The organism is Bradyrhizobium sp. (assembly GCF_027307225.1).
Classification (GTDB): Bacteria; Pseudomonadota; Alphaproteobacteria; order Rhizobiales; family Xanthobacteraceae; genus Bradyrhizobium.
Genome location: NZ_DAHUXJ010000052.1, coordinates 61832 through 87472, shown reverse-complemented (window position 1 = coordinate 87472; position 25641 = coordinate 61832). Strand labels below are relative to the sequence as shown.

Below are 25641 nucleotides of genomic sequence, written 5' to 3'. Positions count from 1 at the left end.
ACGACGAGGCCGAGGCCAAAAGCAATCGCCGAGGACTCTGGAAAGGCTGCTTTGCCGCTCCGCAGGATTTCCGCGCAGGGCGAAAGGACGGCCCCCTCCTCGGCGCCGCCTGCCGCGCCGACAAGGATCGTGAAATCCGCGAGACGCTGTTTCCGCAAAACCCCGCCATGCCGTCGAGCTGTGCGATCAAGGGCAAGTATGCGCTGCGCGCCCACGTCACCGGCAATGTCGGCATCTATCACCTGCCGGCTTGCCGCAGCTACCCAGCGATGACCAATCCGGACCGCTGGTTCTGCTCCGAAGACGACGCCAAGGCAGCCGGTTTCCGCAAGGCCTATAACTGCCGCCCGTTTTCGAGACAGCACAGCTAGTGGAGTGGATTTGACATTCGCAACCCACCTGATCTGACAAACTTGGACAAGACGGCTGGCCGATCGGGCCGCCAATTTTGATTCGCCGGAGACTTTCAAAAATGCGCCACGCCGTGGTGACCTTAACTGCTGGATTGCTCTTGCTGTCGACGACCGTTGCCTTCTCGCAGAACAGCAAGCCCCACAATATCATTCTGTTTGTGCCCGATGGGTTGCGCGGGCGGATCGTGCGTCCGGAAACGGCGCCGGCGATGGCCGAGGTGCGCGATCGTGGCGTCAATTTCAAAAACTCGCATTCGATGTTTCCGACTTTCACGACGGCGAATGCGTCGGCCATCGCGACCGGCCATTACCTGGGCGATACCGGCGACTTCGCCAACACGATCTACACCGGTTATCCGGTCGCTCCGGCCAATGGCACCGTCACGCCATTTCTGGAATCCGATCCCGTCATCCTCGATGCCGACGCGCATTTTGGCGGCGATTATCTGAACGAAGATACCATTCTGAAAATGGCGCGCGCCAAGGGCTTCAGTACCGCCGCAATCGGCAAGCTCGGCCCGACCCTGATCTTCGATCACACCGACAAGATCGGCACCGAGGGCACCCATTCGATCGTGTTCGATGATGCGACCGGCCGCAAAAACGGCGTGCCGCTGTCGGAAGAAATCAAGGCAGCGCTGACCAAGGCCGGCCTTCCGCTGGCCACGCCATCGCGCGGCGAGAATGGCAAGGCCGGCAATGCCACGACGGCTGGCACGCTGGTCCCGAACACGGTCCAGCAGGCCTATTTCGTCGATGTCGCCACCAAAGTGCTGCTGCCGCTGTTCAAGGCGCGCAACACGCCGTTCGTGCTGGTGTTCTGGTCGCGCGATCCCGATGGCAGCCAGCACAACAACGGCGACAGCCTCAATACGGTCACGCCGGGCATCAATGGACCCACCTCGCTCGCCGGTATCAAGAACGCCGACAACAACCTCGCCGCGTTGCGTAAAGCGCTGGACGACCTTGGGCTAGCTGCCGACACCAACATCATCATCGCCTCCGACCACGGCTTCTCGACCATCTCCAAGCAGAGCAAGACGAGTGCCGCCGCAAAGGCCGCTTACGACGATACGCCGAAAGATTTCCTCCCCTTGGGTTTCGTGGCGCTCGATCTCGCCAAGGCGCTCGATCTGCCGCTGTTCGACCCGAACAACAGCAACGCCAAGGTAGCCGACGGCGCTCACCCGAAGGCCGGCAACGGCCTGCTCGGTGCAGATCCTTCAAAACCAGAACTCGTAGTCGCGACCAATGGCGGGTCGGACCTGATCTATCTGCCCAAGCGCGACAAGAAGCTGGCGCGGCGGGCCATCGAAGCCCTGCTCAAGCAGGACTATGTCAGCGGCATTTTTGTTGACGACAAGCTCGGACGTTTTCGCGGAACGCTGGAGATGTCGCAGATCGGCTTGAAGGGCAAGGCCGCGACACCAACGCCATCGATTGTCGTCAACTTCCGCTCCTATGCCAAAGGATGCGACGAACCCAGCAACTGTTCGGTGGAAGTCGCCGATACGGTCTTGCGCCAGGGCCAGGGCATGCACGGCAGCTTCGGGCGCGGCGATACGCTGAACTTCATGGCAGCGATCGGACCGGATTTCAAAGCAGGCTATGTCGATCCGCTACCGGTCAACAATGCCGACGTCGGGATGACCATCGCGGGCCTGCTTGGCTTACACAACGCGAGCAATGGCGGCCTGACCGGCCGGATGATGTCGGAGGCGCTGCCGAACGGGATCGTTCCCAAATCGGCGGACGGCACGATCATCTCCAAACCAACCGCCAATGGCTTGCGGACCGTAGCTAAATACCAGCGGGTGCTATCGCAACGCTATTTTGATGCCGCAGGCTTTCCGGGCCGCACCGTTGGCCTGGATGTCGAGAGCGGAAAACAAAAAACGGCGGGGAAATAACCCGGAGTCAAGATCCAGACACTGTCGGCCAGCTACATCCCGATATCGAAGACGTTCGGTAATTGTGCAAGCGGCATCGCCACGCCGACGAGCGTCGCGATGAGGGCTGCGAGCGTACGATTGCGGCAGCGGTTGCTTCGCATCTGGGTCGCGATCCAGTTCAGCACCTCGATATCGACCTTGGTGGCGCTGGCTGGCGCCCAGCTCTCGATCGAGGTTTCCCGCGCAAGCGCAACGCTCCTTGGCGGCACCGGCAGGCCGGAAGCCGAAGCGGCGTGGTGCACCACGGCCTTGGCGATGAGGTCGTCGAAACGTCCGGAGTCGCTGCGTTCGGTCGCGGCCTCGTCGATCTCGAACAGAGCCTCGGCTTCGGCGCGGCTGACCGGCTGATGCACGACCGCAGACGCCGTCAGGATGCGCTCGCACCAGGTGACGTCGTCGGCATCAAGCTCACGGGAAAAATGCACACGGCCCCGGGCCGTGGGGCCCTCGCCCGTGATCACGCCGTCGCGGACAACGGCCAGTGCGCGGGCGGCGGTTTCGCTGCAGGAAATTTCGGCCGGTTCGAGAGTGGCGGCAGTTTCAGCCAAAGCAGCCAACAGGGCAGACATTGCAGGTACTCTTCTAAAGTCGCAGTTTCTTGTTCTGGGCCCGCGGGCGTAAACGACTGGTTAACGATTCGAAAGCCCGTCGGGTAGAATTCTACGGGGTTGCCGATCTGTCGCTGTGACGTCAGTCACGGTTCACGAAATGGCGGAGGCGGGCTTGTCGAAACAATAAGCGGCAACATCAGGGCGGTCTGCTTCACTTTTCCGCGGCGACGACCCTCTAAGCGAAAGAAAATACTAGGCTGGACGTGTACGAGAGAAGGAAATACCCTTTTTGCGACAGCCGTTCACTTGAGACGGCCTGCCTCCTATACTTCAAGAGAAGAAATTCACCCCCCAAGATGAACGAAGAGGTCGACTGATGGCTCTCCCAATTGGCGCCGTAGCCCCGGATTTCGAGGCCCAAACCACCGAAGGCAAAATCAAGTTCCACGACTGGCTCGGCAACAGCTGGGCGCTGTTGTTCTCGCATCCGAAAGACTTCACCCCGGTTTGCACGACCGAGCTTGGCGCGGTCGCGAGGCTGAAGCCGGAATTCGACAAGCGCGGCGTCAAGCTGATCGGTCTTTCCGTCGATCCGGTCGACCGCCATAGCAAGTGGGCGGAGGACATCCGCGAGACGCAAGGCGTCGCGCCGAACTACCCCATGATCGGCGACACCGATCTCCACGTCTCCAAGCTGTATGACATGCTGCCGGCGGCGGCCTCGGGCGACGTTGCGACCCGCACGGCGGCTGACAACCAGACCGTCCGCAATGTCTTCGTCATCGGCCCCGACAAGAAGATCAAGCTGGTGCTGGTTTATCCGATGTCGACAGGGCGCAATTTCCAGGAAATCCTGCGCGCCATCGATTCCCTGCAACTGACGGCCAAACATAGCATCTCGACGCCGGCCGACTGGAAGCAGGGTGAAGACGTGATCATTTCCGGCTCAGTGACCGATGAGCAAGCCAAGGCCAAGTGGCCTGCCGGCTGGAAGTCGCCGAAGCCCTACATCCGGATCGTGCCCGCGCCGAAGTAAGCGCGTTCCGTTCGACCTGACGAAATGCCCGGCCATAGCCGTTCGAAGAACGGCGTAGCTTCCGCTCGCCGGTGCGCCGGGCATTTTGTTTTGAAGGTCACATTTTGGGAGCGATCGCGTTGGCGATCAGAAGCCCCGCCGTCGATGCGAATGCGGTCACCGCCGTTCCCCAGGATACATCGACCACGACTACCGGCCAGGTCCAGTGCCTGAGTAGCGACAACGAGGTCAGTTCAAAAGTCGCGTAGCAAAACAAGCCAAACATCGCGCCGTAAAGCAGCGTCGACCGCCAGGTTGCGCCGTGGTGCGCATTCACGAAGATGAGGATGCCCGCGACATAGAGCAGATAAAACAGGATGGCGGGCGCAAGCCTCACCTCGCCCAGCATGTCGCCGACCTCTGTGGTGAAAAACGACTTTCCGATCACGCCCAGAAACAGGAAATCGACCGGGACCAGCACGATCAATGTCGACAGATAAAGAACCGCATACCGCTGCAAGGCACCTCTCCCGCTTTTCCCTCGTCCCCATGATGTAGTACGGCTGAGCGCGGGCCAGGTTGCAAGATTGTGAGGACCCGGCGTGCTCCAGGTGAGTTGATTGCTTGATGGCTGATCGATCCGACGCTCCCTGCATTGTCTGGTTTCGCGACGACCTCCGCCTTTCCGACCACTCCGCCTTGCACGCTGCTGCCGCGACCGGCCGGCCGGTCATTTGCCTCTACGTCCTCGATGAGACGAGCAGACGGACCGGCGCGCGGCCGATCGGCGGCGCCGCCCGCTGGTGGCTGGCGCAGTCGCTGCGGGCTCTCGAAAAGCGGATGGGCGATGCGGGCGTACCGCTCGTGCTGCGGAACGGGAATGCGGCGGCGATCATTCCGGAACTGGCGCGCGCGAGCGGCGCACGTGATGTCTTCTGGAACAGGATTGCGCAAGCGCCGCATCAGGCGGCCGAAGACGACATCGCAACCGCGTTGCGTGAACGCGGCGTGCACGGGCAAACATTTGCCGGCGACCTTCTGGCGACACCCGATAGCGTACGAACCAAGGAAGGCCGGGGATTGCGCGTCTTCACGCCGTTCTGGCGGCGCATTCAGGCGCTCGGCGCACCACCCGATCCCCTGCCCTCGCCTCGCCGCTTGCGCGCCGGTCCAGACGTCGCGAGCGACACCATCGAAAGCCTTTGCCTCGAGCCGACCCGGCCGGATTGGGCCGGCGGCCTGCGCGAAACCTGGACGCCGGGTGAAAGCGCCGCCCAGAAGCGGCTGAAAGATTTCCTGAACGCGCATCTCGCCGGTTACGCTCATGACCGCGACCGGCCCGATCGCGACGGCACCTCCGGCCTGTCGCCGCATTTGCGTTTCGGCGAGATCAGCCCGCGCCAGATCTGGCACGCCACGCATTTTGCGGCCGCCGAACGCCCCGCGCTCGCTGCCGATGCGGACAAGTTCTTGAGCGAACTCGGCTGGCGCGACTTCTGCCGGCATCTTCTGTTTGACGTCCCAGATCTTGCCACGCGCAACCTGCAACCGTCCTTCGACGGCTTTTCCTGGCGCCATGACGACGAGGCGTTGAAAGCGTGGCAACGCGGCCAGACCGGTTATCCCATCGTCGATGCCGGCATGCGCCAGCTCTGGCACACCGGCGTCATGCACAACCGCGTGCGGATGGTGGTCGCTTCATTTCTGGTGAAACACCTGCTGATCGACTGGCGCGCAGGCGAGCAGTGGTTCTGGGATACGCTCGTTGATGCCGATGCCGGCAACAATCCCGCCAATTGGCAATGGGTCGCCGGCTGCGGCGCCGATGCCGCGCCCTATTTCCGCGTGTTCAACCCGGTGCTGCAGGGTGAGAAATTCGATCCCGACGGAGCGTATGTCAGCCGCTGGGTGGGCGAACTGGCGCAACTGCCGAAAAAGCTCATTCACCAGCCGTGGGAAGCAACCCCGCTCGAACTCGCAAGCGCGGGCGTCACCTTGGGAAAAACCTATCCGCACCCGATCATCGATCACCGCAAGGGCCGCGAGCGCGCGCTCAAGGCCTATGAGAAGGTACGCGGCGGTTGAAGCGCGCTTAGCGATTGACCACGAACACCGCGGCCCCGCAGGTAATCATGCCAATGATCGCAACCGCATCGAGACGTTCGCCAAAGAGCAGATAGGCCATCAGGGCGGTGACGGCCGGAACGAGATAAAACAGGCTCGCCACAGAAGTCGCCGCCGTATGGCGGATCAGCCAGTACAGCACCCCGATCGATCCGATCGAAAGCACGACCGCAAGCCAGGCGATGCCGAGGATAAACTCGCCGGTCCAATGCACGATGCGATTCTCGAACGCGAATGCGCCGACGGCAAAGAAGATCGCGACCGCGATGTACTGGACGAGATTGCCGGCGCGCCAGTCGATATCCCGGCAGTAGCGGCGCTGATAGAGGGTGCCGAGCGTGATGCTGATCAGCGACACGCCGGAGGCCAGCCAGCCAAAACTGGCCTCTCCGCTCATGGGACGTTCGTGCAGGATCAGCGCAACACCTGCGAGCCCGAGCGCGAGGCCGATCCACTGCACCGCCGTGACGCGTTCGCCCAGGAAACGATTGGCCAGCGTAGAAGTGAGGATCGGCTGCAAACCCGGAATCAAGGCCGAGAGACCGGCTGGAATCGAATGCGCGATCGCGACCGCCGTGCCGCCGAGATAAAATCCGTGCACGAGAAGGCCGGCAACCACGCTGTGCGCTATCCCTGTGCGATCCGGCCAACGCGGCCGCACGATGACCACGATCAGCGCCATGATCGCGACCACCGCCGCCATGCGGATCGCGAGAAAGGTCAAAGGCTCCGCGCTGCGCAGCACGGATTTGGTGGCGACGAAGCCGGTGCTCCAGAGCACGACGAATACCGTCGGCGCCGCACGCGCGGCCAATTGATCGAAATCCTTGCTCATTTGATGTCCCGATTTGCTGCCCTGATTGCACGAACATGTGCTATCGAGCAATCGAGGAACGCAGCGGGTGGCTCGCCGGCTATCGCATAGCAAGATCTTGGCGATTCCGTTCGCGGTGCTATGAGCTTCGAGAAGGCAAAATCGGATGAAGCTGCACTTCGTCACTGTCGATGTCTTCACCGGCACGCAATTCGCCGGCAATCCGCTCGGCGTCGTTCTCAATGCGGAGGGGCTCACGGGCGGCCAGATGCAGGCCATTGCCGCCGAATTTAATCTCGCGGAAACGACGTTTGTGCTGCCGCCGAAGGACCCCGCCAACACGGCCGAAGTCCGTATTTTCACGCCACGCTACGAGATGCCGTTCGCCGGCCATCCAAATGTCGGCACGGCGTTCGCGCTCGCCCGCGCGGGCAGGAGCTACGGCCGCGCCGTCGAAGGCGCCAGCGTGACGTTTGAGGAAAAGGCAGGTCTCGTTCCGATCGCAATTCACAGGGAAGGCCCGACGGTGACCGGCGCCCGCCTTGCCTCTCCGCAGCGCCTCTCGGTCGGCGCTGAAATTTCTCCCGAGTTGATCGCCTCCGCCTGCTCGCTATCGGTGAATGATATCGAGACCAGAAATCACCGACCGTGTATCGCTTCCTGCGGGGCGCCGTTCATTCTCGCCGAGGTGAAGGGGCGCGAGAAGCTCGCGGAAGCGACGGCACGCTCTGACGTCTTCACGCGCGAAGTCACCAAGCATCCCGTAACCAGTATCTTCATCTACACGCAGGTCGCCGAAGATGGGCTCGATATCCGCGCACGCATGTTCGCGCCCCATCACGGCATTCCCGAGGATCCAGCGACCGGCAGCGCCAACGTCGCCCTTATCGGCCTCTTGGCTCACTTGCGCGCCGAACGCGATTTGCGCCTGTCAAAGACGATCGCCCAAGGCGTCGAGATGGGGCGGCCCAGCCTTCTAAAGGCCGAAGCCGAGAAGAACGACGGCGTCGTGACCGCAACCTATATCGGTGGGGCTTGCGTGCCCGTGATGTCGGGAACGATCGACCTGGCTTGAGGCGCTCCACCGAAAAGAGGTCCTCACCACTCTTCCGGGCAGGGATCGACGATCTTCCAGAGCTCTGCGCCGTTCTTGATCTTCTTCATTTCGGTGGTGAGCCCGCCATTGCGGCGAATCCAAGCCTTCACCGTATCGGGGTAATAGGACATCAGCTCGGAGGTGCCCCCGGTGCTCGTGACCTTGATGCCGAAGGTGAATGCCTTGTCGTAATAGGCCTGGTGGAAGCCGAGGCTCGCGCGTGGCGTCACGCAGATCTTGTTCAGCGGCACGATACCGAGCACGAGCGTGCACGCCGAGTTGCAGATGCCGTCGATAACGACGCGATCGTGGTTATCGCGGATGCGCTCGTATTTCGTCTTATACTCCGCGACATAGCCGCCATGGTCGCGCGTGATGTGCAAAACGGCGCGCGCCGGGCTTATCGCCAGGCACAACAGCAGCAGGGATGCGAGAGGCGTGATGCGCATGACAGAACGATGGCGGCAGAAAACGGAAAAAACCGCTCGATGCCCAAGATCAGAGGACACAACTCTGGCGAGACTGTGTTGGAAAATCGTTAAGCATGCCGAAAGCACCACGATAATTCCCTGAACTTTCGGCCACTTTTTGGCGGCGCGGCACAAATGAATGCGAACTTCTGAACCGCCGCACTAGGATGGGAACCCGGTTTGGCCTAATGTGCCAAGGCAGGTTTTTTGCGGAGATTTGCATGATTCCCTCGAAGTTCGCCCTTGCCGCAACCGCTTTGGCTGCGCTAGCCATGGCTGCGAGCCCGGCCCAGGCACACCGGCGCCACCACCATCATCATTGGCAGGGCCATGCCTACGGCCTTCCCTACCCGATCGGCTATCGTCACAACTATGGCCTTGGCCTCGAACCGCGCACCTTCGCCTATTATGACGGCCCGTCGAACAACTTCTGCGCCCAGGGTGCGGCAACCTACAACGCCCAAGGCGGACGCTACCCCTGCTTCTGAACACTTCTCGATGCGCCCCTGACCTGTTGGCGCCACGCGCCCAAGTCTGGTATGCGGATCGCACGCGCTCGTAGCTCAGCTGGATAGAGCATCGGATTTCGATTCCGAGGGTCGGGAGTTCGAATCTCTCCGAGCGCGCCACTTCGGTACAGAACTGGGCACGCCAAAACCCGCCGTTTTTGCGCTTGAAGCAGCGACGAGCGTGCGCAGGAGCACGCTTTTCGATCCCATGATGCGCAGTTCTTTCTGATCGACTTCGACGCGTTGGGCGAATGCGCGGAGATAGTCGCGGCGGTAGCCGCCGCCGTCGGTCCGCATCCGCTTGCGGGCTGTCCTGGCAAAGGTCTTGAGGGTCTGTGGCGTGATGGTCGGGCCGCCGCGATCAATCGCCTCCTCGGCCCGCTCTGCGTCAAGGCGTGCCTGATCTCTCGTGGCCTTCAGTTCTCCGATGCGGTCCTTCAGCATAGGATCAGACAGATCGGCGATGCCGTTCTCGATGGCGTCGTACAGCCGCTTGAGTTTGGCGTCTGCCTCCGCCGCCCGCTTGCGCAAGTCGGCAATGTGCGACCTTCGTCGTTCGGCGCGCTCGGTGCGGCGATCGAGTACGTGCGACAAAAGCTGCTCAAGACGTCTGGGCTGTAACAAACGCTGCTCGATGTATTCGGCCACCAGATTGTCGAGTTTTTCCATCGGCACGGTGCGGCCGGGACAGCCGGTCTCGCCCTGGCGGGCCTTGGTGCAGCAGGTGTAGTAGCGGTAACGGCCGCTCTTGCCGGTGCGCAGCGTCATCGCTCCGCCGCAAGCAGCGCAGAAGCAGATGCCGGTAAGGAGGGTGGGACCGCTGACAACTCTTGGTGCCGTCATCGCCGGACTGCGGCTCTTGAGCAGCATTTGGATGACCTCAAATTCATCCTTGTCGACGATTGCTGGCACCGCCATTTCCACGATTTCAGTCTCCGCCTTGCGCTGGCGGGTCTTCCAGAACTTGGTATTGAAGCGGTGGCGGCCGATGTAGGTCGTTCGGGTCAGCGCCTTATGGACGGCATCGACACCCCAGCGCCCGCCATCGCGGGTGCGGATGCCAATAGCGTTCAGATGTGTCGCGATGGACTTGACGCCCATCGGACCCGAGCTTCCATTCCCTTCCCTGGCCAAGCGGAAGATCAGGCGCACGGTCTCGGCTTGGACGGGGTCGATCTCCAAGGTTTTCTTGGTGCGGTGTCCGCGTTGCTCGGAGGCCTCCACGATCCGATAGCCGATCGGTGGTAAGGCCCCATTCCAGAAGCCCTGACGGGCATTCTCCTTCATGGCTCGCAAGGTGTGCTTGGCGTTCTCCTTGGACTGGTACTCGTCGAACAGCGCCATGATCTGCCGGATCATGTTGCTCATGGGATCGTCGCCGAGCTCCTGGGTGATCGAGACCAGCCTCACGCCGGCCTTGGCTAGGCGGCGAACATAGAACTCGAGCTGGAACTGGTCGCGGAAGAAGCGGCTGAAGCTGTGGACCAGGATCACGTCGAACGCCGGCGGCTTAGTGGTTGCCGCGTCTATCATGCGCTGGAATTCCGGCCGCCGATCATCGGTCGCGGATAGGCCGGGCTCGACATAGTCGGCGACGATCTCCCACCCGCGCGAGGCGCAATAGGCTTTGGCCTGGTGGCGTTGGTCCGGGATGGAAAGATCGTTCTCCGCCTGCCGGCCGGTCGAGACTCGCAGGTAGAGGGCAGCGCGAACCGGCATCGTCATGGCGATCTCCGAAAAGGGGTCAGTGGCGGGTTGAAAACAATTCGTCGAACAGGTCGCCGAACCAGGCCTCGAACACCTCGATCTCGGCCTCGGTGATCGGCACTTCCTCGGGCCAGTCGTCGGTCACGGTCCACTCAGATCGTTTCTTCTTTGCCGGGCGGCCCCTTCGTCGAACTGGTGGCCGCAAATAATCGTAGAGGTCGTCGGGCAACGGACCCAAAGACCGCGTGCGTCTCGGCCGAGATTTTTGATGATGAGCCATGGTGCCTCGCGCAGCAGAACAGACTCAATCCAGAGAGCGGCGCAAGTTTGTTCGCGAGTTATTTCGATGAGGAGCAGCATATCGCTCGCGCTGAGCCATCAGCGCGCGGCCGTCAAACGCCGGGGCAGGCGAGGCCGTCAAGGCCGTCAGCCGGCGGAGCCGGGAGCGCGCGAGCGCGAGCCTTGACGGGCGTCGGCTGGTCCGGCCTTGCCGTGACCCACGGCGCGGCGAGACCAAATCGGGCCGCGTCGCCTAGCACATTGTGCTGACATGTTGAGCGCAAAGGAGAACCCCACTTCTTGCAAGGTGCGTCCATGCCAGAAAAGTTGCGATAGGTCTCTGCCCTGTCACACGATCGACCGCAGCGCACCTTGGTCGTTTTATCCTGCTATCAAACGGTCGGTCGTCTGCGCCTCGCCGGTCCTGCGCTATCCTTCGCCAATTGCGACCAGGCAAAAACCAGGCGAAACCGCCCAGGCAGCAAACTTCGTGCAGAATCATTGCAGTCGTTGTAGCGACCCTTGGGTCGATCGCCCGCGCGTCATGTTCGCCAAATCGACCGAGGCAAGGATGCAGGAGCCGAGGCCGCTGTACCGATTGTTCGCAGATCCGACGCGGGACCGTTGTGGTAATGTCCGGTATTGTGCAGAGCGGACGAGAGAGCGGACATGGCGATATCGACGCGAATGACCCGAAGCGGAAATTCCCCGCTTTAGCCAGCGTAACTGTGGAGAATGCGGCGTTGCGGTGCAACGTCACGCTCTTTTGTTGCGTGCCACTGCACGCAAGTCAGTCCAACCTGACCTATCTTCATGAAGTGAGGCATTCGAGGCGCTTCAATGGCCCTGCTTACGTTTTACGGACTAATCTCGGTTCTGATCTTGTGGCTGGCATTTAAACTGGACAAGGCTGACCGTGCCCGCATCGCAGCCACTCAGCCGCGAATTTTGACAACGCGGCGGCGCAATATCGTTGTGATCACTGCGGCGTGCGTTGCGTTCGTCTCATGGTCGATTGGGGCTTATCTTCAGTCTACGGTCTTATCTCAGCCCGATCATCTGATGGGACCGTACACGCGGCTCTTGCGTTTTCAAGGACAAGACCGTTACGGCACACCCGCCCAAGAGCTATGGACCATCGTGGCCACAGTCGGTTTCTTTGGCGCGACTATCACCTCCATATGTACCGTGTGGGTTTGGTATTTGGGGCTTGGGCAAATCCGGCCGAACGTCCGCTCCACGCCGACCGCAAATGATGCGGGCCGCGAATTAAATGACCGCTGATGGCCCATCGCGTCGAGCCAGGGATTGATCAAGAGGACCGCTGTCGAAGGGTGAGCGGACTAAGCGTGAAATCAGCAAAACGCCGCCCTTGGGGCGTAGCGCAAGATCGTAGCTAATCGCAACTTTGCCGATTGTAGCGGCTGGCTGGCCAAAGCATCATAGCGCCACGGCGAAAGAGTAGTTCCCATCTTCATCGGCCGTGGCGCGCCATTCTTCGATTTTTTCGCGATTTCATACTCTGCCGCCGGCAAGCGCCGCATCAGGCCGCCGACAGCCGAACTTGCTGCCGGTTGCCTCGGCGTTGCGCAAAAGCGTCTTGGGGCTCGGCAGCATTTGTCCGCTTTCGAGTCGGGCGATTGTGGCCTGTCAGGTGGCCGTAAGGCAATACTTGACAAATGTAGGGTGCTGCCTTACAGTTCGGCGTGATCCGGTCGTTCAGAGACAAAGCCTTGGAACGCTTCTTCGCGACCGGAGACGGACGCCGGCTTAGCGTGCAGAACCCGAGACGCATCGCCAACATGCTGCGCGCACTCGACGACGCATCGCGTCCCGAGGACATGAATTTGCCCGGCTTCCGCTTTCACGCGCTCGTCGGTCGCGAGAAAGGCCGCTACGCAGTCAATGCAAGCGAAAACTGGCGGATTACATTCGGCTGGATGGAAGGCGATGTCGTCGATGTCGATCTGGAAGACTATCATTGAGGATGTGTGCTATGGTGAAGAAGCTCCCGAAGCGCGGCTTGCCGCCCATGCATCCTGGCGAACTGCTGCGCGATGAGATTTTGCCGGCACTAGGCCGGCCGAAGACGGAGATCGCCAAGTTGCTCGGCGTATCGCGTCAGACGCTGTATGACATTCTCGAGGAAAAGCAGCCGGTGACACCGACAATGGCATTGCGGCTCGGGAAGCTGTGCGGAAATGGCCCCGACCTGTGGCTCAATTTGCAGAAGCGATACGATCTGCAGCGCGCCGAACTGGAGCTCGGAGAGAAGATCAAAGCGATCCCGACGCTGGAAGTGGCATGAGGGGCCCAGATAGGGCTGGCGTACGGCGGCCGATGCGCCGGACGATGATCAGGCGGGCCGGAGCCAATCTTCGGCAGTCAAGCCTTCCAACTCAGCGAAATAGGCCTCATTCGCATCCCTGGGGTTACGCGGCCGGTCATCCGGATCCCCCTCGCGCATCAAATCGTTGAGGTGTCCGGCAAGCACCGAGCCTATCGCATGAATGGCGTCGTGGCGGTTGAGCCCTTCCGACATCAGTCGCTGCGCCGTGCGGCGCACCGGCAACTCATCATCGGCAATCTGGTTTTCGACGACGACGTGAATCACGGCATGAACCGTTTCGCGCGGCCCGCCAACACCCATTCGTCGGTGATAAGCCAATACAAGATCGAGGCGCTGCTGTTCGTCCATCATCAGCCATCGCTGTGGATCAGGTTCCACCAGCGGATCATACCTTCGGATCACTGCGTTCGTCCGGACAGCGGCAGGCTCGACTTCTGGTGGCCAGCCGAGTGCCGGGCCAATTCCTTGCAATATTGACTTCGGCTCGCCGAGCTGTGCTGAGCCTAAGCAGCACTTCTTGAATTTCTTGCCGCTGCCGCAAGGACAGGGGTCGTTTCGTCCGACACCTCTGAACCGATTAACGGCCGGGAGGGACTCCGATGCAAGGCGGTCCCAAACACCTGTGGGGATGCGCGTTTTCTCGTCTTCCGGCGCGAATGCGGCCCAGCCCGACAGTTCCTCTATGGTATCGCCGAACAGTTGGTATTCATCGGATCTTTGCCGAGGTTGCAGTTCGCCATCGATGGCGCGCTGCAGGTCGCCCTCGAAATCCCTGAAGTTCAACCAGGACGGACGGATGAAGCCGCGCTCGAAAGCCTGCCTGACCAGCGGCTTGAGTTCGCTCATTCCCAACGCAGCGATGGCTTCCTGCCAGCCCTCCCAAACAAAGCATTCGCCCTGTGGTTGCAGGCCGGGGTAGCAGGATCGCAAAAATCGCACCGTCTCCTCGCGCGGCAACTCGCCGCGCAAGGTGACGATGACAAGAGCGGCGAACATGCGTGCTCGGATAAACTGGTCCGCTGCCGGATCCAGGATTATCTCATAAAGCGGGTTAGGATCGCCGTCAAAAACGCTAGCCATGACCCGATGGCTGGTTTGCGTCGTGGCGTCACCAAGAATGCGTTCGACGTCTTGTGCCGGCCTGTGCAAGAAAGCGGCGAGCGGTCGATAGGCAGATTTCTCCCGCCACTGGCCGAGCAAATGGAATGCGATGAAGAGCGCACCTTGCATGGATAGGCTGGCCGCGGCGACTTGATCGATCGCCCGAAGAAATATCGGCACCATCATTGCCCGATTGGCGTCCGCGGCGCGGATGGCATCGACCGGCAAACCTTCGCGGTAACCCAATTGATCGAGAATCTGTTCCATCTGGCTGTCTCTCGATTCCACTGCCTTGCTGTCCTCCGCAGAAATCCAATGTCAAAAGTGGAAATGGCTCGGAGTAGGTGCCGTCGCGGGGTTGGTAGGAATTGAGGTTGGCGTAGTCTCCGGGGTGATCAACCTCGAATCATCCGGCGTTGAAGCGTCGGACTGGAGACTACGCCATGAAGCAACCTACCACGAATCCTGATTCCCTGCAGTCTGCGACTGAGTTGGTTGTTGATCTTTTCGATAACTGGTTTGATCCGATCGAGGCCGAGGTGCGGGCTCGATCGCGCCAGTTCATCGAAGAACTGCTCCGCGGCGAGCTCGAGGCGGCGCTTTCACGGCCGCGTTACGGGCGCGGCCCGATGTCCGGCAATGAAGCAAAAGAAGGCGTCTCGGGCTATCGCCACGGCAGCCGCGCGCGGTCGCTGACGGGCACGTTCGGGCCGCCGATCGAGATCGCGGTGCCGCGTGCCCGGCTGACCACGTCCGAGGGCAAGACGACGGAATGGAAGAGCCAGGCACTGCGGGCCTATCAGCGGCGCACGCTTGCCGCCGATGCGCTGATCGCGGGCAGCTATCTCGCAGGCACCAATACGCGGCGGGTACGTCGCGCGATGGCGAACATCGCTTCCCGAAGCAGATGACCACCGAAATCAGAATCGTGACCGGACTCGGCGTCGAGGGGACGCGTATCAGGGACGACAAGTCAAACACCGATCCCACGTCAGGGTCGAGCCACCATGACGGTCGTCAGAACCGGTGGAACGGTTCGGCCGGGCGACATGATCGAGACCGAGCGTCCCGCTCCGCCCTTTGTGGCGCTGGAGCGGGTATAGAAGACACACTCGCGACATGAGCTGCTGCTAGTTCAGAGACGAAAGCCCGGAGCAACGCCATGTCCGACGAAGACCTCAAGCAACTGATGAACGCACGCGAAGCTCTTGCCCAGAAGCGCCTGACCTTGGCGCAAACCATCGCGGGTCCCGGCGACGTCTCCGACAATGCGATCCGCTCTATCGTTGAGGTTCAGCGGGCGATCGAAGTGATCGACTCCGCGATCGAAGAGCTCGAACAAGCGGAATTGGACGACGAGCTCGAAGAAGAGGAATAATGCAGGGCCGCTCAAAAAGGCTGCCGATCGACCTCATTTGACGACGCGATCGCAGCGCTCGCCTTCAGCTCACTTCCGCCGGATGATTCCTGCACGCGGCCGGCGCCGCGCGGGATCGTCGGGGGCCTCAAAGCCGTAGCCATTGGCAACGATGCGAGGAGAGTGCTTCCGCAAAACGGAAAGGTTTGGGTTTATTCAGGCCAAATATGCCTTCCGCATCGATCAACTTAAAATTTGTTTTAGCAATCGGCACGGGAAATTTTGCGGATCTTCGGTGATCATGCTTACGTGGCCCAAAGGGAGGATCGCATGACAAGATTCAGGTGGATCGGCGCAGCCGCAGTTCTTTTTTCCGTAGCGGCAGCACCGGCGATGGCGCGACATCACGTCAGGCACGTCGTCCCCGGATCAGGTGAGCCCGCCCAGAGCATCTTTTGCGCGACGAGAGATCCCGGAAATCCTCACAGCAAATATTGCGATTATCTTTCATGGAGCAAATGGCGGTCGCGCGGTGGCTGGGATAGCTCGCTTGACGACGCTTGCCTACGTTATCCAGGCTTCATACCGAGCGAGTGCGGTTTCAATCGGCGGGGCCAGCCATTATTTGGCGCACACCCGTGACGTAACGGCCTGCCCCGCCGTGTTAGACGGAGCAACCCTTGAAGCGCATTGGTCTCCGATCAATTCACCAGATGTTGTTGCCGAACAAAAAAACGGGCCGCTGCTGGGCAACCATGAATCTTGGCGGTGTCAGATAGCCCTTCGGCGGTCCTGCGTAGTTCTTTACCACTGACCTTCGCTTCCGTTTCGGCTCACGGCCACGATGCTCGTCCGGGCTCGGATTGGGACGCAGCTGAGCGAAAGCCTCGCGCGCCTGACCTTTCGACTGCTGATCGTTCTCGCTTTTCGGCGGCGGCGCTTGCGCGACAACGGTGGGTGCCGGCACAATGGTGGGATGAGTCGTGTCAAAGACGACCCGATCCGGCCATTTGTGGTCGGAGTGAATGCGTATCACTGAAAGGTCCGTGGCCGAACCGGAACTCGCGGCCGGCGGCACCGATGGCATCCAGGCACCGACGATCAACAGAAGCGCAAGCAACGCACCGCCTACGAACATAAAATAGCGCAAAACGGGCATCTTCGCCTCTGCTCCATCCGCACGGCGGCACGGCACGCGGGCTCAACCGGTGATTACTCTATTTGTTCCTTTTTGGGCGAAAAGGTTCGACGGGCGAGATAAGATTCCCGCCGCAGGCCTGCGAGCTAATCCTCCGGGGACAGGCCTAGTGCCGCCTATTTGAAGTTCCTGCACCACAAGCGGCGAATTCCGTTCAGGAACTTCAAATAGAAAAGCGGCACTAGAATAAATAAGTTTGTGAGTAGCCCATATCTTTCCGAAGTCCGTGAAAGGTCGTGCTGAGATGTAACACGGACTTCGAAAAGTGGGCACTAGACGTGGCTGGCCGCCACCGGCAAACATTTCGCCTTGGCGGCGTTGATGTTGACGAAACCGACATGCAGCCGCACGAACGTCTTTCGGCTCCTCATATTGATGATGGCCGGGATCACGCGCGAACGGTCGGTCAGATGGCTGCCGTCCGGCCGTGAGAACGCGCATTCGAGTTCGACACCCTTGACCGCGTAACCGTTGCTGTTGCGCAGCGTCAGCGTCACGAACGCATTGGAGCCGAGCCCACCCCTGCGCCAGGACTGCGACGTGATGGTCAAGCGATCGACCGGCGCGGGCTGATCCGGCACGATCGCCTCCGAAACTGAGGGGTCAAAGGAGGCTTCCATGGCCAAACCGACCGTAGAGGCGACCGGCCCCGGCTTGGCTTGAGCGGTGGCCACCTGCATCGGCCTGGCGGCGTCCGGCCCTCGGACAAAGCTCAACAGGATCCATACAGCCGCCGTTGCAATTACGGCGATTGGCAGCCAACCAACCGCTGTCCGGATGCGGCTTTCGGACATCCCGTCAACACGATCAGAATGATTTCCCAAGCCAAGATTGGCATGTCGGGAGACTCCGGTCGAGCCAATATTGAGAAATCTGTCCGTCATGGTCGCGCCATCCGGGACAAGTTGTCCGGTATTCCTCGCCGGTAGTTCAACTCACAACCGGCCATCCTGGTTCCACCACGTGTCGACCGTGGCAGCTTTCGGCCCGATGTCGGACGGGATAGCCACGCCTGCGTGCCCTCGCTAAAGTCGGCCCGACAAAGCCGCAATTCCTTCAAGCCGCCGCGTGCGACGCGAAAATCATCATCTGGAGAAAAGTACGATGCCGGTCGTGACCTGGGATCATGTTCATCTGCGCAGCCCCGATCCCGAGGCGACCGCGACCTGGATTGAGGACGTTCTCGGCGGCGAGATCGTCCGCGGCCCTGGCCGGATCGATGTCAAGCTTGGCGGCGCCATGGTCTTCATCGCACCGGTGACCTCGGGGGACGGCGTCAACGCGCCGCCGGTCACGCCCTGTCAGGGGCTCGACCACTTTGGGTTGACGGTCAAGGACATCGACGCGGTCGCAGCCGAGATCAAGGCCAAGGGTGTCGAGTTCACCAAGGAGCCTCACACGATTCGGCCGGGCGTGCGGATCTGCTTCATCCGCGGGCCCGAGGGCATTTCGATCGAACTGCTCGAACGCGACAAGAAATACGCATAAAGTTCGGGCAAGTCTGGCAATGTAGGGGGCAACCTGCCGCGTTGACGTCGCCGGTTGTGCTTTGGCATAAGCAATTGGCTAACGGAACCCGACGCCTGCAAAACCATGAAGAACGGGCTTTATTCGATCCACGTCGTCCTTCAGGACGGCCGCTCCGGCAAGGGTAGCGGCGTCGTCCTGTTTCGCGACGGCAAGATCCTGGGCGGCGACGCCTTCCTGTTCTATGTCGGCAGCTACACGGTGAAGGAAAATACCTTCAAGGGCGAGATTTTGGTGCAGCGCCACACGCCGAGCCCCGACGTGACCCCCCTGTTCGGCGGACCGGACCCGGTCGGCATCGGCGTTTCCGGCACCTTCACTGATAAGGCGGCCGACATGAGCGGCACGGCGCTCGTCGGCAAGGCCAGCCAGATCTTCAAGGCCACGCTGCGCAAGCTGATCGATACCGACTGAGCTTCTTCAACTGCCGGGGTCATTCCGCGGCCTGCTCCAGCGGCGCAACGCGCGGCAGCACGATCTGAACGCGCGTGCCGCGTCCCGGTTCGGAATCCAGTTCGAGCCGGCCGCCGAGACGGCTGGTGACGATGCTGTAGACGATGTGAAGGCCAAGCCCGGTGCCACCCTGATCGCGCCGGGTCGTGAAAAACGGATCGAAGGCGCGGCGCCTGACATCCATACTCATCCCGCAACCGTCGTCCGAGAAGATGATTTCGACATGGTCCGGGCCCGCCGCCCGCACCTTGAGATCGACCGTCCCTGCCCGGCCATCCGGAAAAGCATGCGCCACCGAATTGAGGAACAGGTTGGTCAGCACCTGGCCGTACGGACCCGGGTAGGAATTCATCGTGAGATTGGGTTCGCACTCGACGCTCAGCGCCAGGCGATGCTTGCGCAGGCCGGGCCGCAGGCTCATCACCACCTGCTCGGTGAGATCGCCGAGATCGAAGGTCCGCTGGTCCGAATAGTTGCGGTCGGCAGCGACCTGCTTGAACGAGGTGATCAGTTCGGCTGCGCGATTGAGATTGGCGACAAGCTGGGAGGATGCATCGCGGCTCGCCTGGAGAAAGTCGGTCAGGCTGGAGCGGCGGATATCGCCGCGCGCAACTTCGGCACCAAACAGCGCGGTCTTGCGCTCCAGCGAGGAGGCAACCGTCAGGCTGATGCCGACGGGATTGTTGACCTCGTGCGCGACCCCCGCGACGAGACGGCCGAGCGCCGCCAGCTTTTCGGCTTCGATCAGCGAGTTCTGGGTCTCCCGCAAGTTGCGCAAGGCGGCTTCGGCCGAATCCTTGGCCTCTCGCATCTCATGCTCGCTGCGCTTGCGCTCACCGATGTCGAGCGCAACCGTCACGATGCTTTCCACGCGGCCATCGGCATCCAGGAGCGGCAGCTTGTTCACCAGCCAATACCGCAGATGGCCGGAAGAATCCCGGTATTCCTCTTCGTAAAATCCAAGCTCCTTGGCCGTCGCCACCACGCGCCGGTCGTTTTCGTCGGTTTTCTGCGCCCCATAGCGCGACATCAGGTCCGACGTCGTCCGCCCCAGGGCCTCATCCGGTTCGATTCCGAAAATGCCGGCCATATAGCGATTCATCAGGACGTAACGCAGCTCCCTGTCCTTGACGTTGATCACGGCGGGAACGGTATCGATGACGAGCTGTAACAGTCTCCGGCCTTCGGCGATGGCCTCCTCAGCCCGCCTCTGGTCGGTGATGTCGCGCACGGTCCCTTCATAGCGGACGATTTCGCCGCTCTCGTCTCGAACCGCGGTGGCACTGTCCGAGAGCCATAAAATCGCCCCGTCGCGGCGGCGCACCTGATATTCATATTCGCGCACCATGCCGTCGCGCCGCATCAGTTCCTGGTATTGCGTTCGGGCCCGCGGATCGACGTAGATGCTATGCGAAATATCGTGGATACCGCGAATGAGTTCTTCCGGCGATCCGTATCCCATCATCCGCGCCAATGCGGGGTTGGCATCGAGAATTTCGCCAGGCGGCGTCGTGACATAGATTCCGTCGACCGATCCCTCGAACAGCTTGCGATAACTCTCTTCGGCCAGGCGCTGCTCGGCAAGCGCACGGATCGCGGCTTCGCGTGCCGTGTCGGCATCAACAAGCGAGCGGCGGAATACCTCAGCGGCGCGCGCGATATCGCCGATCTCGTTTCGGACCCCGGTCGCGGGAATCGACGTATCTTTTTCGCCGCCTGCCAGCGCTCGGATGGCCTTTGCAATCGCCTTGAGCGGGCGCACCGTCTGGCGCACCACGAACAAGGCTGCTGCAAGTCCGATCAATATGCAGGCCAGGCCGATAATAATCGTTTGCCATTTGTCGCCAGCGAGCGTCCGGGCAAAGTCGCGGGCCAATACCCGCCCCCGCCTGTCGCCGAGGTCGCGCAACAAATCGGTGACGCGGCTGATCATCTGCCCTTCGGTGCCGAGCACTTCCCGATCCAGCTGGACAATCTGGCCCTCCGTGTTCGCAATCGCCAGCACCGCATCAGCGTAGGCATCGGTCGCGGCGCGCTGCTGCGCGTCACCAATGGACAGCGACTTCATGGCGAGGGCTGACTGCTCCATTCCGGCCGGATCGTGCGCGAGCAGGGCTGCCGCAAGCTGGTTCTGGTCACGGAACAGATCCCGCGCGACGGTGCGATCCGGGATTTCGGAAACGGCCTGCTCGAACCGGGCCCGCACCGGCGGCAAGGCCGAGACCAGCTCGGCCCGCTGAGTAATCAGGGCGGCGATGCGCGCCATGCCGCTGCGATAGTTGGCCAGGCGCACCGCGACGCCATCGATCGCCTCCCGCTGCTCCGGGGCAAGCTGCAGCCGCGTGTTCTTGAGCAATGTGCTCAGCGACGAAGCCGCATCCCAAACCCGGTCGGACGGCGCCGCCGGATTGGTCACGAGATCACGCGCAGCCAGCCGCAATTCCTTGGTGCGGCGGTCGATCTCCTCGGCAGCTTCGCCGAGGCTTCGCAAGTGCTGTAGTTCGGCAAAGGTTGCGTTGATGTGACGGCTGGCGACGACGCTGGCAACGCTCGTCATGGCAATCATGGCGAGCAAAAGCGCGAAGCTGCCAAAAGTCAGTTGCCCGATCGAAAACGAGGCCGACCGAATCCGTCGAACAAAGGCGGCAAAGGTTCGGAACATCAAGCAACCTGCGGCATAAGTCTTCTCTTATACGACGATTTTCCCTTCTATGGGAAACAGCGGGCTGCGCTTCGGCAAACCCTTGCCCCGCCAGGTCGGCGGTGCGGTGCAATTTCGGGATCGCCCCCTGCCCGCTTACATCTCGAACAATTCGCCGTCGTACCCGGCCTCAATCGGAATACGAAGCTGCCGCCCGCCGTTCAGCCGCGTCAACTCCGGCATCACAATTACGACCGGCTTTCCACGCGCATCGTCCAGCGCCGCTTTCACGCTGAGTTGCTTGCCGAGTTTGATCAGGTTGCGCGTGGTCGGAAATGGCAATTTGAACCGCCCGCTCTCGCCGCCGGCAACCGCCTCGCGCGGCGACAGCCACAGCGAGTCGGTCGATTCCCTGCCGTCGTGGGCGCCGAGTTGATCCGGTGGTGCTGCGGCCAGAAAGAACCAGGTGTCGAACCGCTTGGGCATACCTTCCGGCGTGACCCAATGCGCATACGGCACGAGCTCATCGAGGGCGAGCACCATGCCGCTCTCGTTGAGGACTTCCAGGAAAGTTGTCTTCCGTTCCGCCAGCGCCGCGCGATGCTTCGCTGCAACCTTAGCCGCCTGCTTTGCCTCGACAAGGTCCTTCGAGCCGCGAGGGCGCGCCAGCAGAATGCCGCTTTCCTCAAAGGTCTCGCGGATCGCCGCAATCCGGAAACTTAAGCCGGCTTCATCTGAACCCTCGCCACCCGAATGGAGTTCGCCGCGTGCGATGACCTCGCGATCGGCGGCATCGACGCTGCCGCCGGGAAACACCAGCGCGCCGGAGGAAAACTCGATCTCATGGTGGCGCACCATCATGAAGACTTCGATCTCCCCGCGACCCTTGTCGTCGGGCCCGCGCACGCCATCACGCAACAGCAGAATGGTCGAGGCCGGACGCGCGGCGACGCTAGCACCCATTGTCAAACTCCTCGCCCCTCGTCCTGAAGAGCGGCCACGCCGCGTCTTGAACCATGAGGGTTAGCCCGCCGCGCTCGATTGCGGTTGCAGTTGCGCACGGCGGTCGACCCGCGCAACGCGCGACAGCAGATAGTCCACTTCCGCTTTCGCCGTCGGCGTGATGCTCGACCCCGGCTTGCGCTGGGCGCTGGAAGCAATGATGCCGCGCTTTTGCAGCACATATTTTCTGACCGCCAGCCCAATGCCAGGCTGCTGCTCGTAACGGATCAGCGGCAGATGCGCGTCGAACAGGTCGTGCGCCGCATCGCGGCGCGCTTCCTTCATGAACTGGACGACGTCGATCAGCATTTCCGGGAAGGCGTAGCCGGTCATCGCGCCGTCGGCGCCGCGCTCCATCTCGAAATCGAGGAACAGTGCACCGTTGCCGGTCAGGATCGAGAGCGGCCGCAACGAGCCCTCTTTCTGGAAACCGCGCAGCGTCGAAATCTTTTCCAGTCCCGGCCAATCCTCGTGCTTGAGCATCACGCAGGAGGGATTGTCCATGATGATCTTGCGGATCACGCTGGGGGTGAAGACCACGCTCAGCGTCAGCGGATAGTCCTGAAGAACCCAGGGAATGTCGGTCCCGATCGCCTCCACCGCCTGCTTGAAATAGCCAGTGATCTGGTCGTCGGTGCGAAGGGTCGGCGGCGGCGCGATCATCACACCGGCTGCGCCAGCATCCATCGATGCGCGCGCCAGCGAGCGCATGGCAGCAAATCCGGGCGCGGAGACGCCGACAATGATCTGCATGTTTTTCGCACGCTTGATGAAGCGTTTTGCAACTTCTTCGGATTCAGTCCCCTCGAGCTTCGGCGCTTCCCCCATGATGCCAAGCACCGTGATGCCGTTGCAGCCGATCTCGCCGTAGAAATCCGTCAGCCGGTCGATCGACTTCTCGTCGATCCGGCCATCGTCGTGAAACGGCGTCGGAGCAATCGCAAAGGTGCCTTTGGCTTCGTGGGTGAGCTTTGTCATAGCGTCTTTTACCTTTTTCCGTCATTCCGGGGCAGCCCGCAGGGCTGAACCCGGAATCCAGAAGTTGTCGATCGAGGTTCCGGGTTCACGCTTCGCGCGCCCCGGAACGACAGTTCAAAATCACGTCCGCCGCACCGACTTCTTCAGTTCAGCCTCGGAGAAGAAGATCTCCTTGGCGTGGGTCACGACATCCTCGGCTTTCCAGCCCGTGAAGGGCGGCTTCCAGCCTTCCATTTCCATCATCCGCATTTCTCGCACCCCGCGCGGGCCCGACACGCCCAGCACCTTGCCGGTCCTGTCGCCCGAAAGCTCGCTGACCATGTATAGCACGGCCGGCGCGATACCGTCCGGCCCCAGCGCGGCGCCCGGATTTTCCTTGTAGCGCGGCAGGTCCTCGGTCATCCGCGTCAGGGCGCCCGGCGCCAGCGTCCAGATGCGGATGTTGTATTTGCGTCCCTCGATGGCGAGCACGTTCGACAAGGCCCAGATGCCGCCCTTGGCCGCGCCGTAATTATATTGGCCGAAATTACCGATCAGGCCGGAAGTCGAGGACGTATTGACGATCACGCCGCCGCCGTTCTCGCGCATCCAGCGAAACACCGGCTGGGTGACGCAGAACGTGCCCTTCAGGTGAACCTTGATGACCTTGTCGAAGGCCGCTTCCGTTGCCTTGGGAAAAGACTGGTCGAGCAGGATGCCGGCATTGTTGACGAGGATGTCGGCGCGGCCGAAATGCTTGATCGCGTCATCGAATACCGACTGGCCGCCGGCCATGGTCGAGATATCGGCGCCATTGGCGACCGCCCGGCCGCCTTCGGCCTCGATCGCGTTGACGACTTTTTGCGCCATGGAGACGTCGGCGCCGGAGCCGTCGCGGGGACCGCCGAGGTCATTGACGACGACGGCCGCGCCTTCACGCGCAAACAGTTTGGCATAGGCTTCGCCAAGCCCGCCCCCCGCACCGGTGATCAGCGCCACCTTGCCGTCAAGTAGTCCCATGGTGCTCTCCCGTTTTCTTCTCCGTCATTCCGGGGCAGCCCGCAGGGCTGAACCCGGAATCCAGAGGTTGTTGATCGAGATTCTCAGGTGCGCAATTGCGCACCATAGTTCACTCGCTTCGCGAGCGCCCCGGAATGACGGCTTCTCCCTATCCCAACACCGTCTTGCCGTTGCGGATGACAACCGCCTCGCGCGCCTTCACCCGCGCCTCGAATGAAATCACGTTATCGTCCTTCCAGAGATCGATCGTCACGGTCTCGCCGGGATAGACTGGCGAGGAAAACCGCGCGGCATGTTGTTTGAAGGCGGCGGGATCGTAGTCGGCATAGGTTTGCAGAATGCCCCGGCAGGTGATGCCGAAAGTGCACATGCCGTGCAGGATCGGCCGCGAAAAACCAGCACGGCGGGCGAATTCAGGATCGGAATGCAGCGGGTTGCGGTCGCCGTAGAGCCGGTAGACCAGGGCCTGATCGGGACGCGTCGAGATATCGACTGACCGATCCGGCGCACGCGTCGGCACCTTGTGCGGCTCGGGCGCGCCGTCAGAAGGTCCGCCAAAGCCGCCGTCGCCGCGGGCAAAGCGCGAGGCAACGAGCGTGGCAAGTTGTTCGCCCTTTTCATTCTTGAGCACGGTCTGATGCCGGATCACCGCGCCCTTGTCCTTGCCCTTGTCGAACACGGCGAGGACCCGTGAATCGACCAGCAGCTTTTCGGAGACCGGCAGCGGGCGATGAAAGGTGATGTCACGCTCACCGTCGACGACCATGACGCGGTTGAGGTTCATCTCGCCGGGGCCCGCGCCCCAGGCCGCGACCGACGCAAAGGTCGGCACCACCTTGAGCGGACGCTGGATCGCAGCCGCTTCGTTGACAAAGGCCAGTTCCTTCTCATCCATGGGATCGGCGCCCATGCCGATGCCGTAGGCATAAAGCATCACCTCGCGATCGCCATAGGAATAACGCTGATCGAGATTCTTCAGCGCCATCAGCTCGTCGTAGTTGATCGGCATCGTCGTGCTTCCTCGAACTCCTGATCCTCATGGTGAGGAGGCGCGAAGCGCCGTCTCGAACCATGAGGCCATAGCTTCTCGTTTCTCGGCCTCATC

General features: G+C 61.6%; 24 protein-coding genes, 1 tRNA gene and 3 pseudogenes. 15 read left to right on the top strand and 13 right to left on the bottom strand.

Annotation, left to right across the window (positions count from 1 at the left end; all coding sequences use genetic code 11):
- Window positions 1-371: pseudogene (locus tag M6D32_RS08985) on the top strand (thermonuclease family protein); the annotation flags it as partial.
- A gap of 101 nt (window positions 372-472) precedes the next feature.
- Window positions 473-2323 carry an alkaline phosphatase family protein gene (locus M6D32_RS08980; protein WP_298255440.1) on the top strand — a complete coding sequence of 617 codons (1851 nt, stop codon included), beginning with the start codon at window positions 473-475 and terminating at the stop codon, window positions 2321-2323.
- Window positions 2324-2355: 32 nt separating this feature from the next.
- On the opposite strand, the gene M6D32_RS08975 is transcribed toward M6D32_RS08980, so the two are convergent.
- Entirely contained in the window at window positions 2356-2934 is a 579-nt protein-coding gene (locus M6D32_RS08975; RefSeq protein ID WP_298255438.1) for a hypothetical protein, read from the bottom strand.
- Between the two features lie 358 nt (window positions 2935-3292).
- Here M6D32_RS08975 and M6D32_RS08970 point away from each other — a divergent pair, with 358 nt between their 5' ends.
- Window positions 3293-3952 carry a peroxiredoxin gene (locus tag M6D32_RS08970; protein ID WP_298255436.1) on the top strand — a complete coding sequence of 220 codons (660 nt, stop codon included), beginning with the start codon at window positions 3293-3295 and terminating at the stop codon, window positions 3950-3952.
- A 97-nt stretch (window positions 3953-4049) separates the two neighbouring features.
- On the opposite strand, the gene M6D32_RS08965 is transcribed toward M6D32_RS08970, so the two are convergent.
- On the bottom strand, window positions 4050-4451 hold the full coding sequence (locus M6D32_RS08965) for a DUF2177 family protein (protein WP_298255434.1): 402 nt from the start codon (window positions 4449-4451) through the stop codon (window positions 4050-4052).
- Window positions 4452-4558: 107 nt separating this feature from the next.
- Between M6D32_RS08965 and M6D32_RS08960 the strand changes: the two genes are divergently transcribed.
- Window positions 4559-6016, top strand: a complete 1458-nt coding sequence (locus tag M6D32_RS08960; RefSeq protein WP_298255432.1) for a deoxyribodipyrimidine photo-lyase — start codon at window positions 4559-4561, stop codon at window positions 6014-6016.
- A gap of 7 nt (window positions 6017-6023) precedes the next feature.
- Here the strand turns inward: M6D32_RS08960 and M6D32_RS08955 are convergent, their stop codons facing one another.
- Window positions 6024-6890, bottom strand: a complete 867-nt coding sequence (locus M6D32_RS08955) for a DMT family transporter (RefSeq protein WP_298255430.1) — start codon at window positions 6888-6890, stop codon at window positions 6024-6026.
- A gap of 145 nt (window positions 6891-7035) precedes the next feature.
- Between M6D32_RS08955 and M6D32_RS08950 the strand changes: the two genes are divergently transcribed.
- The gene (locus M6D32_RS08950; RefSeq protein ID WP_298255428.1) at window positions 7036-7944 is read left to right on the top strand and encodes a PhzF family phenazine biosynthesis protein; all 909 of its coding nucleotides are present in this window, start codon (window positions 7036-7038) and stop codon (window positions 7942-7944) included.
- Between the two features lie 23 nt (window positions 7945-7967).
- Here the strand turns inward: M6D32_RS08950 and M6D32_RS08945 are convergent, their stop codons facing one another.
- Entirely contained in the window at window positions 7968-8414 is a 447-nt protein-coding gene (locus M6D32_RS08945; RefSeq protein WP_298255426.1) for a hypothetical protein, read from the bottom strand.
- 242 nt (window positions 8415-8656) lie between these two features.
- Between M6D32_RS08945 and M6D32_RS08940 the strand changes: the two genes are divergently transcribed.
- The 3 genes from M6D32_RS08940 (at window position 8657) to M6D32_RS26945 (ending at window position 9565) form a co-directional block, all read left to right on the top strand.
- On the top strand, window positions 8657-8923 hold the full coding sequence (locus tag M6D32_RS08940) for a hypothetical protein (RefSeq protein ID WP_298255424.1): 267 nt from the start codon (window positions 8657-8659) through the stop codon (window positions 8921-8923).
- 64 nt (window positions 8924-8987) lie between these two features.
- Window positions 8988-9064 (top strand) — tRNA-Arg (locus M6D32_RS08935).
- Window positions 9065-9187: 123 nt separating this feature from the next.
- A complete protein-coding gene (locus tag M6D32_RS26945; RefSeq protein WP_366145826.1) occupies window positions 9188-9565 on the top strand; it encodes a hypothetical protein in 378 nt (125 codons plus the stop codon).
- Between the two features lie 24 nt (window positions 9566-9589).
- Here M6D32_RS26945 and M6D32_RS08930 read toward each other — a convergent pair.
- Window positions 9590-10663, bottom strand: a pseudogene (locus M6D32_RS08930) (recombinase family protein); the annotation flags it as partial.
- Between the two features lie 1107 nt (window positions 10664-11770).
- Here M6D32_RS08930 and M6D32_RS08925 point away from each other — a divergent pair.
- From M6D32_RS08925 to M6D32_RS08915, 3 genes are all read left to right on the top strand, one after another.
- Window positions 11771-12214, top strand: coding sequence for a hypothetical protein (locus tag M6D32_RS08925; RefSeq protein ID WP_298255422.1), 444 nt, complete (start codon window positions 11771-11773; stop codon window positions 12212-12214).
- Window positions 12215-12636: 422 nt separating this feature from the next.
- Window positions 12637-12915, top strand: coding sequence for a type II toxin-antitoxin system RelE/ParE family toxin (locus tag M6D32_RS08920; protein WP_298255420.1), 279 nt, complete (start codon window positions 12637-12639; stop codon window positions 12913-12915).
- An 11-nt stretch (window positions 12916-12926) separates the two neighbouring features.
- A complete protein-coding gene (locus M6D32_RS08915; protein WP_298255418.1) occupies window positions 12927-13238 on the top strand; it encodes a HigA family addiction module antitoxin in 312 nt (103 codons plus the stop codon).
- 48 nt (window positions 13239-13286) lie between these two features.
- On the opposite strand, the gene M6D32_RS08910 is transcribed toward M6D32_RS08915, so the two are convergent.
- Window positions 13287-14648, bottom strand: coding sequence for a DUF1186 domain-containing protein (locus tag M6D32_RS08910; RefSeq protein ID WP_298255416.1), 1362 nt, complete (start codon window positions 14646-14648; stop codon window positions 13287-13289).
- A 176-nt stretch (window positions 14649-14824) separates the two neighbouring features.
- Here M6D32_RS08910 and M6D32_RS08905 point away from each other — a divergent pair.
- A pseudogene (locus tag M6D32_RS08905) lies at window positions 14825-15268 on the top strand (transposase); the annotation flags it as partial.
- A 275-nt stretch (window positions 15269-15543) separates the two neighbouring features.
- Window positions 15544-15759 carry a hypothetical protein gene (locus M6D32_RS08900; protein WP_298255414.1) on the top strand — a complete coding sequence of 72 codons (216 nt, stop codon included), beginning with the start codon at window positions 15544-15546 and terminating at the stop codon, window positions 15757-15759.
- A 685-nt stretch (window positions 15760-16444) separates the two neighbouring features.
- Here M6D32_RS08900 and M6D32_RS08895 read toward each other — a convergent pair.
- A complete protein-coding gene (locus M6D32_RS08895) occupies window positions 16445-16897 on the bottom strand; it encodes a hypothetical protein (RefSeq protein WP_298255412.1) in 453 nt (150 codons plus the stop codon).
- A gap of 311 nt (window positions 16898-17208) precedes the next feature.
- Window positions 17209-17616 (bottom strand): hypothetical protein, encoded by a 408-nt coding sequence (locus M6D32_RS08890; protein ID WP_298255410.1) that lies wholly within the window; start codon window positions 17614-17616, stop codon window positions 17209-17211.
- Between the two features lie 424 nt (window positions 17617-18040).
- On the opposite strand from M6D32_RS08890, the gene M6D32_RS08885 reads away from it, so the two are divergent.
- Together M6D32_RS08885 and M6D32_RS08880 are read left to right on the top strand one after the other, a co-directional pair.
- Window positions 18041-18424, top strand: a complete 384-nt coding sequence (locus M6D32_RS08885; protein WP_298255408.1) for a VOC family protein — start codon at window positions 18041-18043, stop codon at window positions 18422-18424.
- 105 nt (window positions 18425-18529) lie between these two features.
- Window positions 18530-18877: a GrlR family regulatory protein gene (locus M6D32_RS08880; protein ID WP_298255406.1), complete on the top strand. Its 348-nt coding sequence runs from the start codon at window positions 18530-18532 to the stop codon at window positions 18875-18877.
- A 19-nt stretch (window positions 18878-18896) separates the two neighbouring features.
- Here M6D32_RS08880 and M6D32_RS08875 read toward each other — a convergent pair whose 3' ends face one another.
- The 5 genes from M6D32_RS08875 to M6D32_RS08855 all read right to left on the bottom strand — a co-directional run bounded on the left by M6D32_RS08875 (window position 18897) and on the right by M6D32_RS08855 (window position 25545).
- The gene (locus tag M6D32_RS08875) at window positions 18897-21578 is read right to left on the bottom strand and encodes a PAS domain S-box protein (protein ID WP_298255404.1); all 2682 of its coding nucleotides are present in this window, start codon (window positions 21576-21578) and stop codon (window positions 18897-18899) included.
- A gap of 135 nt (window positions 21579-21713) precedes the next feature.
- Window positions 21714-22520: an NUDIX hydrolase gene (locus M6D32_RS08870; protein ID WP_298255402.1), complete on the bottom strand. Its 807-nt coding sequence runs from the start codon at window positions 22518-22520 to the stop codon at window positions 21714-21716.
- A 60-nt stretch (window positions 22521-22580) separates the two neighbouring features.
- Window positions 22581-23537, bottom strand: a complete 957-nt coding sequence (locus tag M6D32_RS08865; protein WP_298255400.1) for a dihydrodipicolinate synthase family protein — start codon at window positions 23535-23537, stop codon at window positions 22581-22583.
- Window positions 23538-23657: 120 nt separating this feature from the next.
- Window positions 23658-24536 (bottom strand): SDR family oxidoreductase, encoded by an 879-nt coding sequence (locus tag M6D32_RS08860; protein WP_298255399.1) that lies wholly within the window; start codon window positions 24534-24536, stop codon window positions 23658-23660.
- A gap of 148 nt (window positions 24537-24684) precedes the next feature.
- Window positions 24685-25545 carry a MaoC/PaaZ C-terminal domain-containing protein gene (locus tag M6D32_RS08855; RefSeq protein WP_298255397.1) on the bottom strand — a complete coding sequence of 287 codons (861 nt, stop codon included), beginning with the start codon at window positions 25543-25545 and terminating at the stop codon, window positions 24685-24687.
- Between the last annotated feature and the right edge of the window lie 96 nt (window positions 25546-25641).

Bases quoted from the DNA above. Each gene is read 5' to 3' on its own strand.
- M6D32_RS08890 (WP_298255410.1), bottom strand. From the start codon at position 17,616: ATGCAGGTGGCCACCGCTCAAGCCAAGCCGGGGCCGGTCGCCTCTACG.
- M6D32_RS08900 (WP_298255414.1), top strand. From the start codon at position 15,544: ATGTCCGACGAAGACCTCAAGCAACTGATGAACGCACGCGAAGCTCTT.
- M6D32_RS08910 (WP_298255416.1), bottom strand. From the start codon at position 14,648: ATGGAACAGATTCTCGATCAATTGGGTTACCGCGAAGGTTTGCCGGTC.
- M6D32_RS08975 (WP_298255438.1), bottom strand. From the start codon at position 2,934: ATGTCTGCCCTGTTGGCTGCTTTGGCTGAAACTGCCGCCACTCTCGAA.
- M6D32_RS08955 (WP_298255430.1), bottom strand. From the start codon at position 6,890: ATGAGCAAGGATTTCGATCAATTGGCCGCGCGTGCGGCGCCGACGGTA.
- M6D32_RS08880 (WP_298255406.1), top strand. From the start codon at position 18,530: ATGAAGAACGGGCTTTATTCGATCCACGTCGTCCTTCAGGACGGCCGC.
- M6D32_RS08970 (WP_298255436.1), top strand. From the start codon at position 3,293: ATGGCTCTCCCAATTGGCGCCGTAGCCCCGGATTTCGAGGCCCAAACC.
- M6D32_RS08960 (WP_298255432.1), top strand. From the start codon at position 4,559: ATGGCTGATCGATCCGACGCTCCCTGCATTGTCTGGTTTCGCGACGAC.
- M6D32_RS08945 (WP_298255426.1), bottom strand. From the start codon at position 8,414: ATGCGCATCACGCCTCTCGCATCCCTGCTGCTGTTGTGCCTGGCGATA.
- M6D32_RS08950 (WP_298255428.1), top strand. From the start codon at position 7,036: ATGAAGCTGCACTTCGTCACTGTCGATGTCTTCACCGGCACGCAATTC.
- M6D32_RS08940 (WP_298255424.1), top strand. From the start codon at position 8,657: ATGATTCCCTCGAAGTTCGCCCTTGCCGCAACCGCTTTGGCTGCGCTA.
- M6D32_RS08980 (WP_298255440.1), top strand. From the start codon at position 473: ATGCGCCACGCCGTGGTGACCTTAACTGCTGGATTGCTCTTGCTGTCG.
- M6D32_RS08865 (WP_298255400.1), bottom strand. From the start codon at position 23,537: ATGACAAAGCTCACCCACGAAGCCAAAGGCACCTTTGCGATTGCTCCG.
- M6D32_RS08925 (WP_298255422.1), top strand. From the start codon at position 11,771: ATGGCCCTGCTTACGTTTTACGGACTAATCTCGGTTCTGATCTTGTGG.
- M6D32_RS08870 (WP_298255402.1), bottom strand. From the start codon at position 22,520: ATGGGTGCTAGCGTCGCCGCGCGTCCGGCCTCGACCATTCTGCTGTTG.
- M6D32_RS08855 (WP_298255397.1), bottom strand. From the start codon at position 25,545: ATGCCGATCAACTACGACGAGCTGATGGCGCTGAAGAATCTCGATCAG.
- M6D32_RS08875 (WP_298255404.1), bottom strand. From the start codon at position 21,578: ATGTTCCGAACCTTTGCCGCCTTTGTTCGACGGATTCGGTCGGCCTCG.
- M6D32_RS08885 (WP_298255408.1), top strand. From the start codon at position 18,041: ATGCCGGTCGTGACCTGGGATCATGTTCATCTGCGCAGCCCCGATCCC.
- M6D32_RS08915 (WP_298255418.1), top strand. From the start codon at position 12,927: ATGGTGAAGAAGCTCCCGAAGCGCGGCTTGCCGCCCATGCATCCTGGC.
- M6D32_RS08860 (WP_298255399.1), bottom strand. From the start codon at position 24,536: ATGGGACTACTTGACGGCAAGGTGGCGCTGATCACCGGTGCGGGGGGC.
- M6D32_RS08895 (WP_298255412.1), bottom strand. From the start codon at position 16,897: ATGCCCGTTTTGCGCTATTTTATGTTCGTAGGCGGTGCGTTGCTTGCG.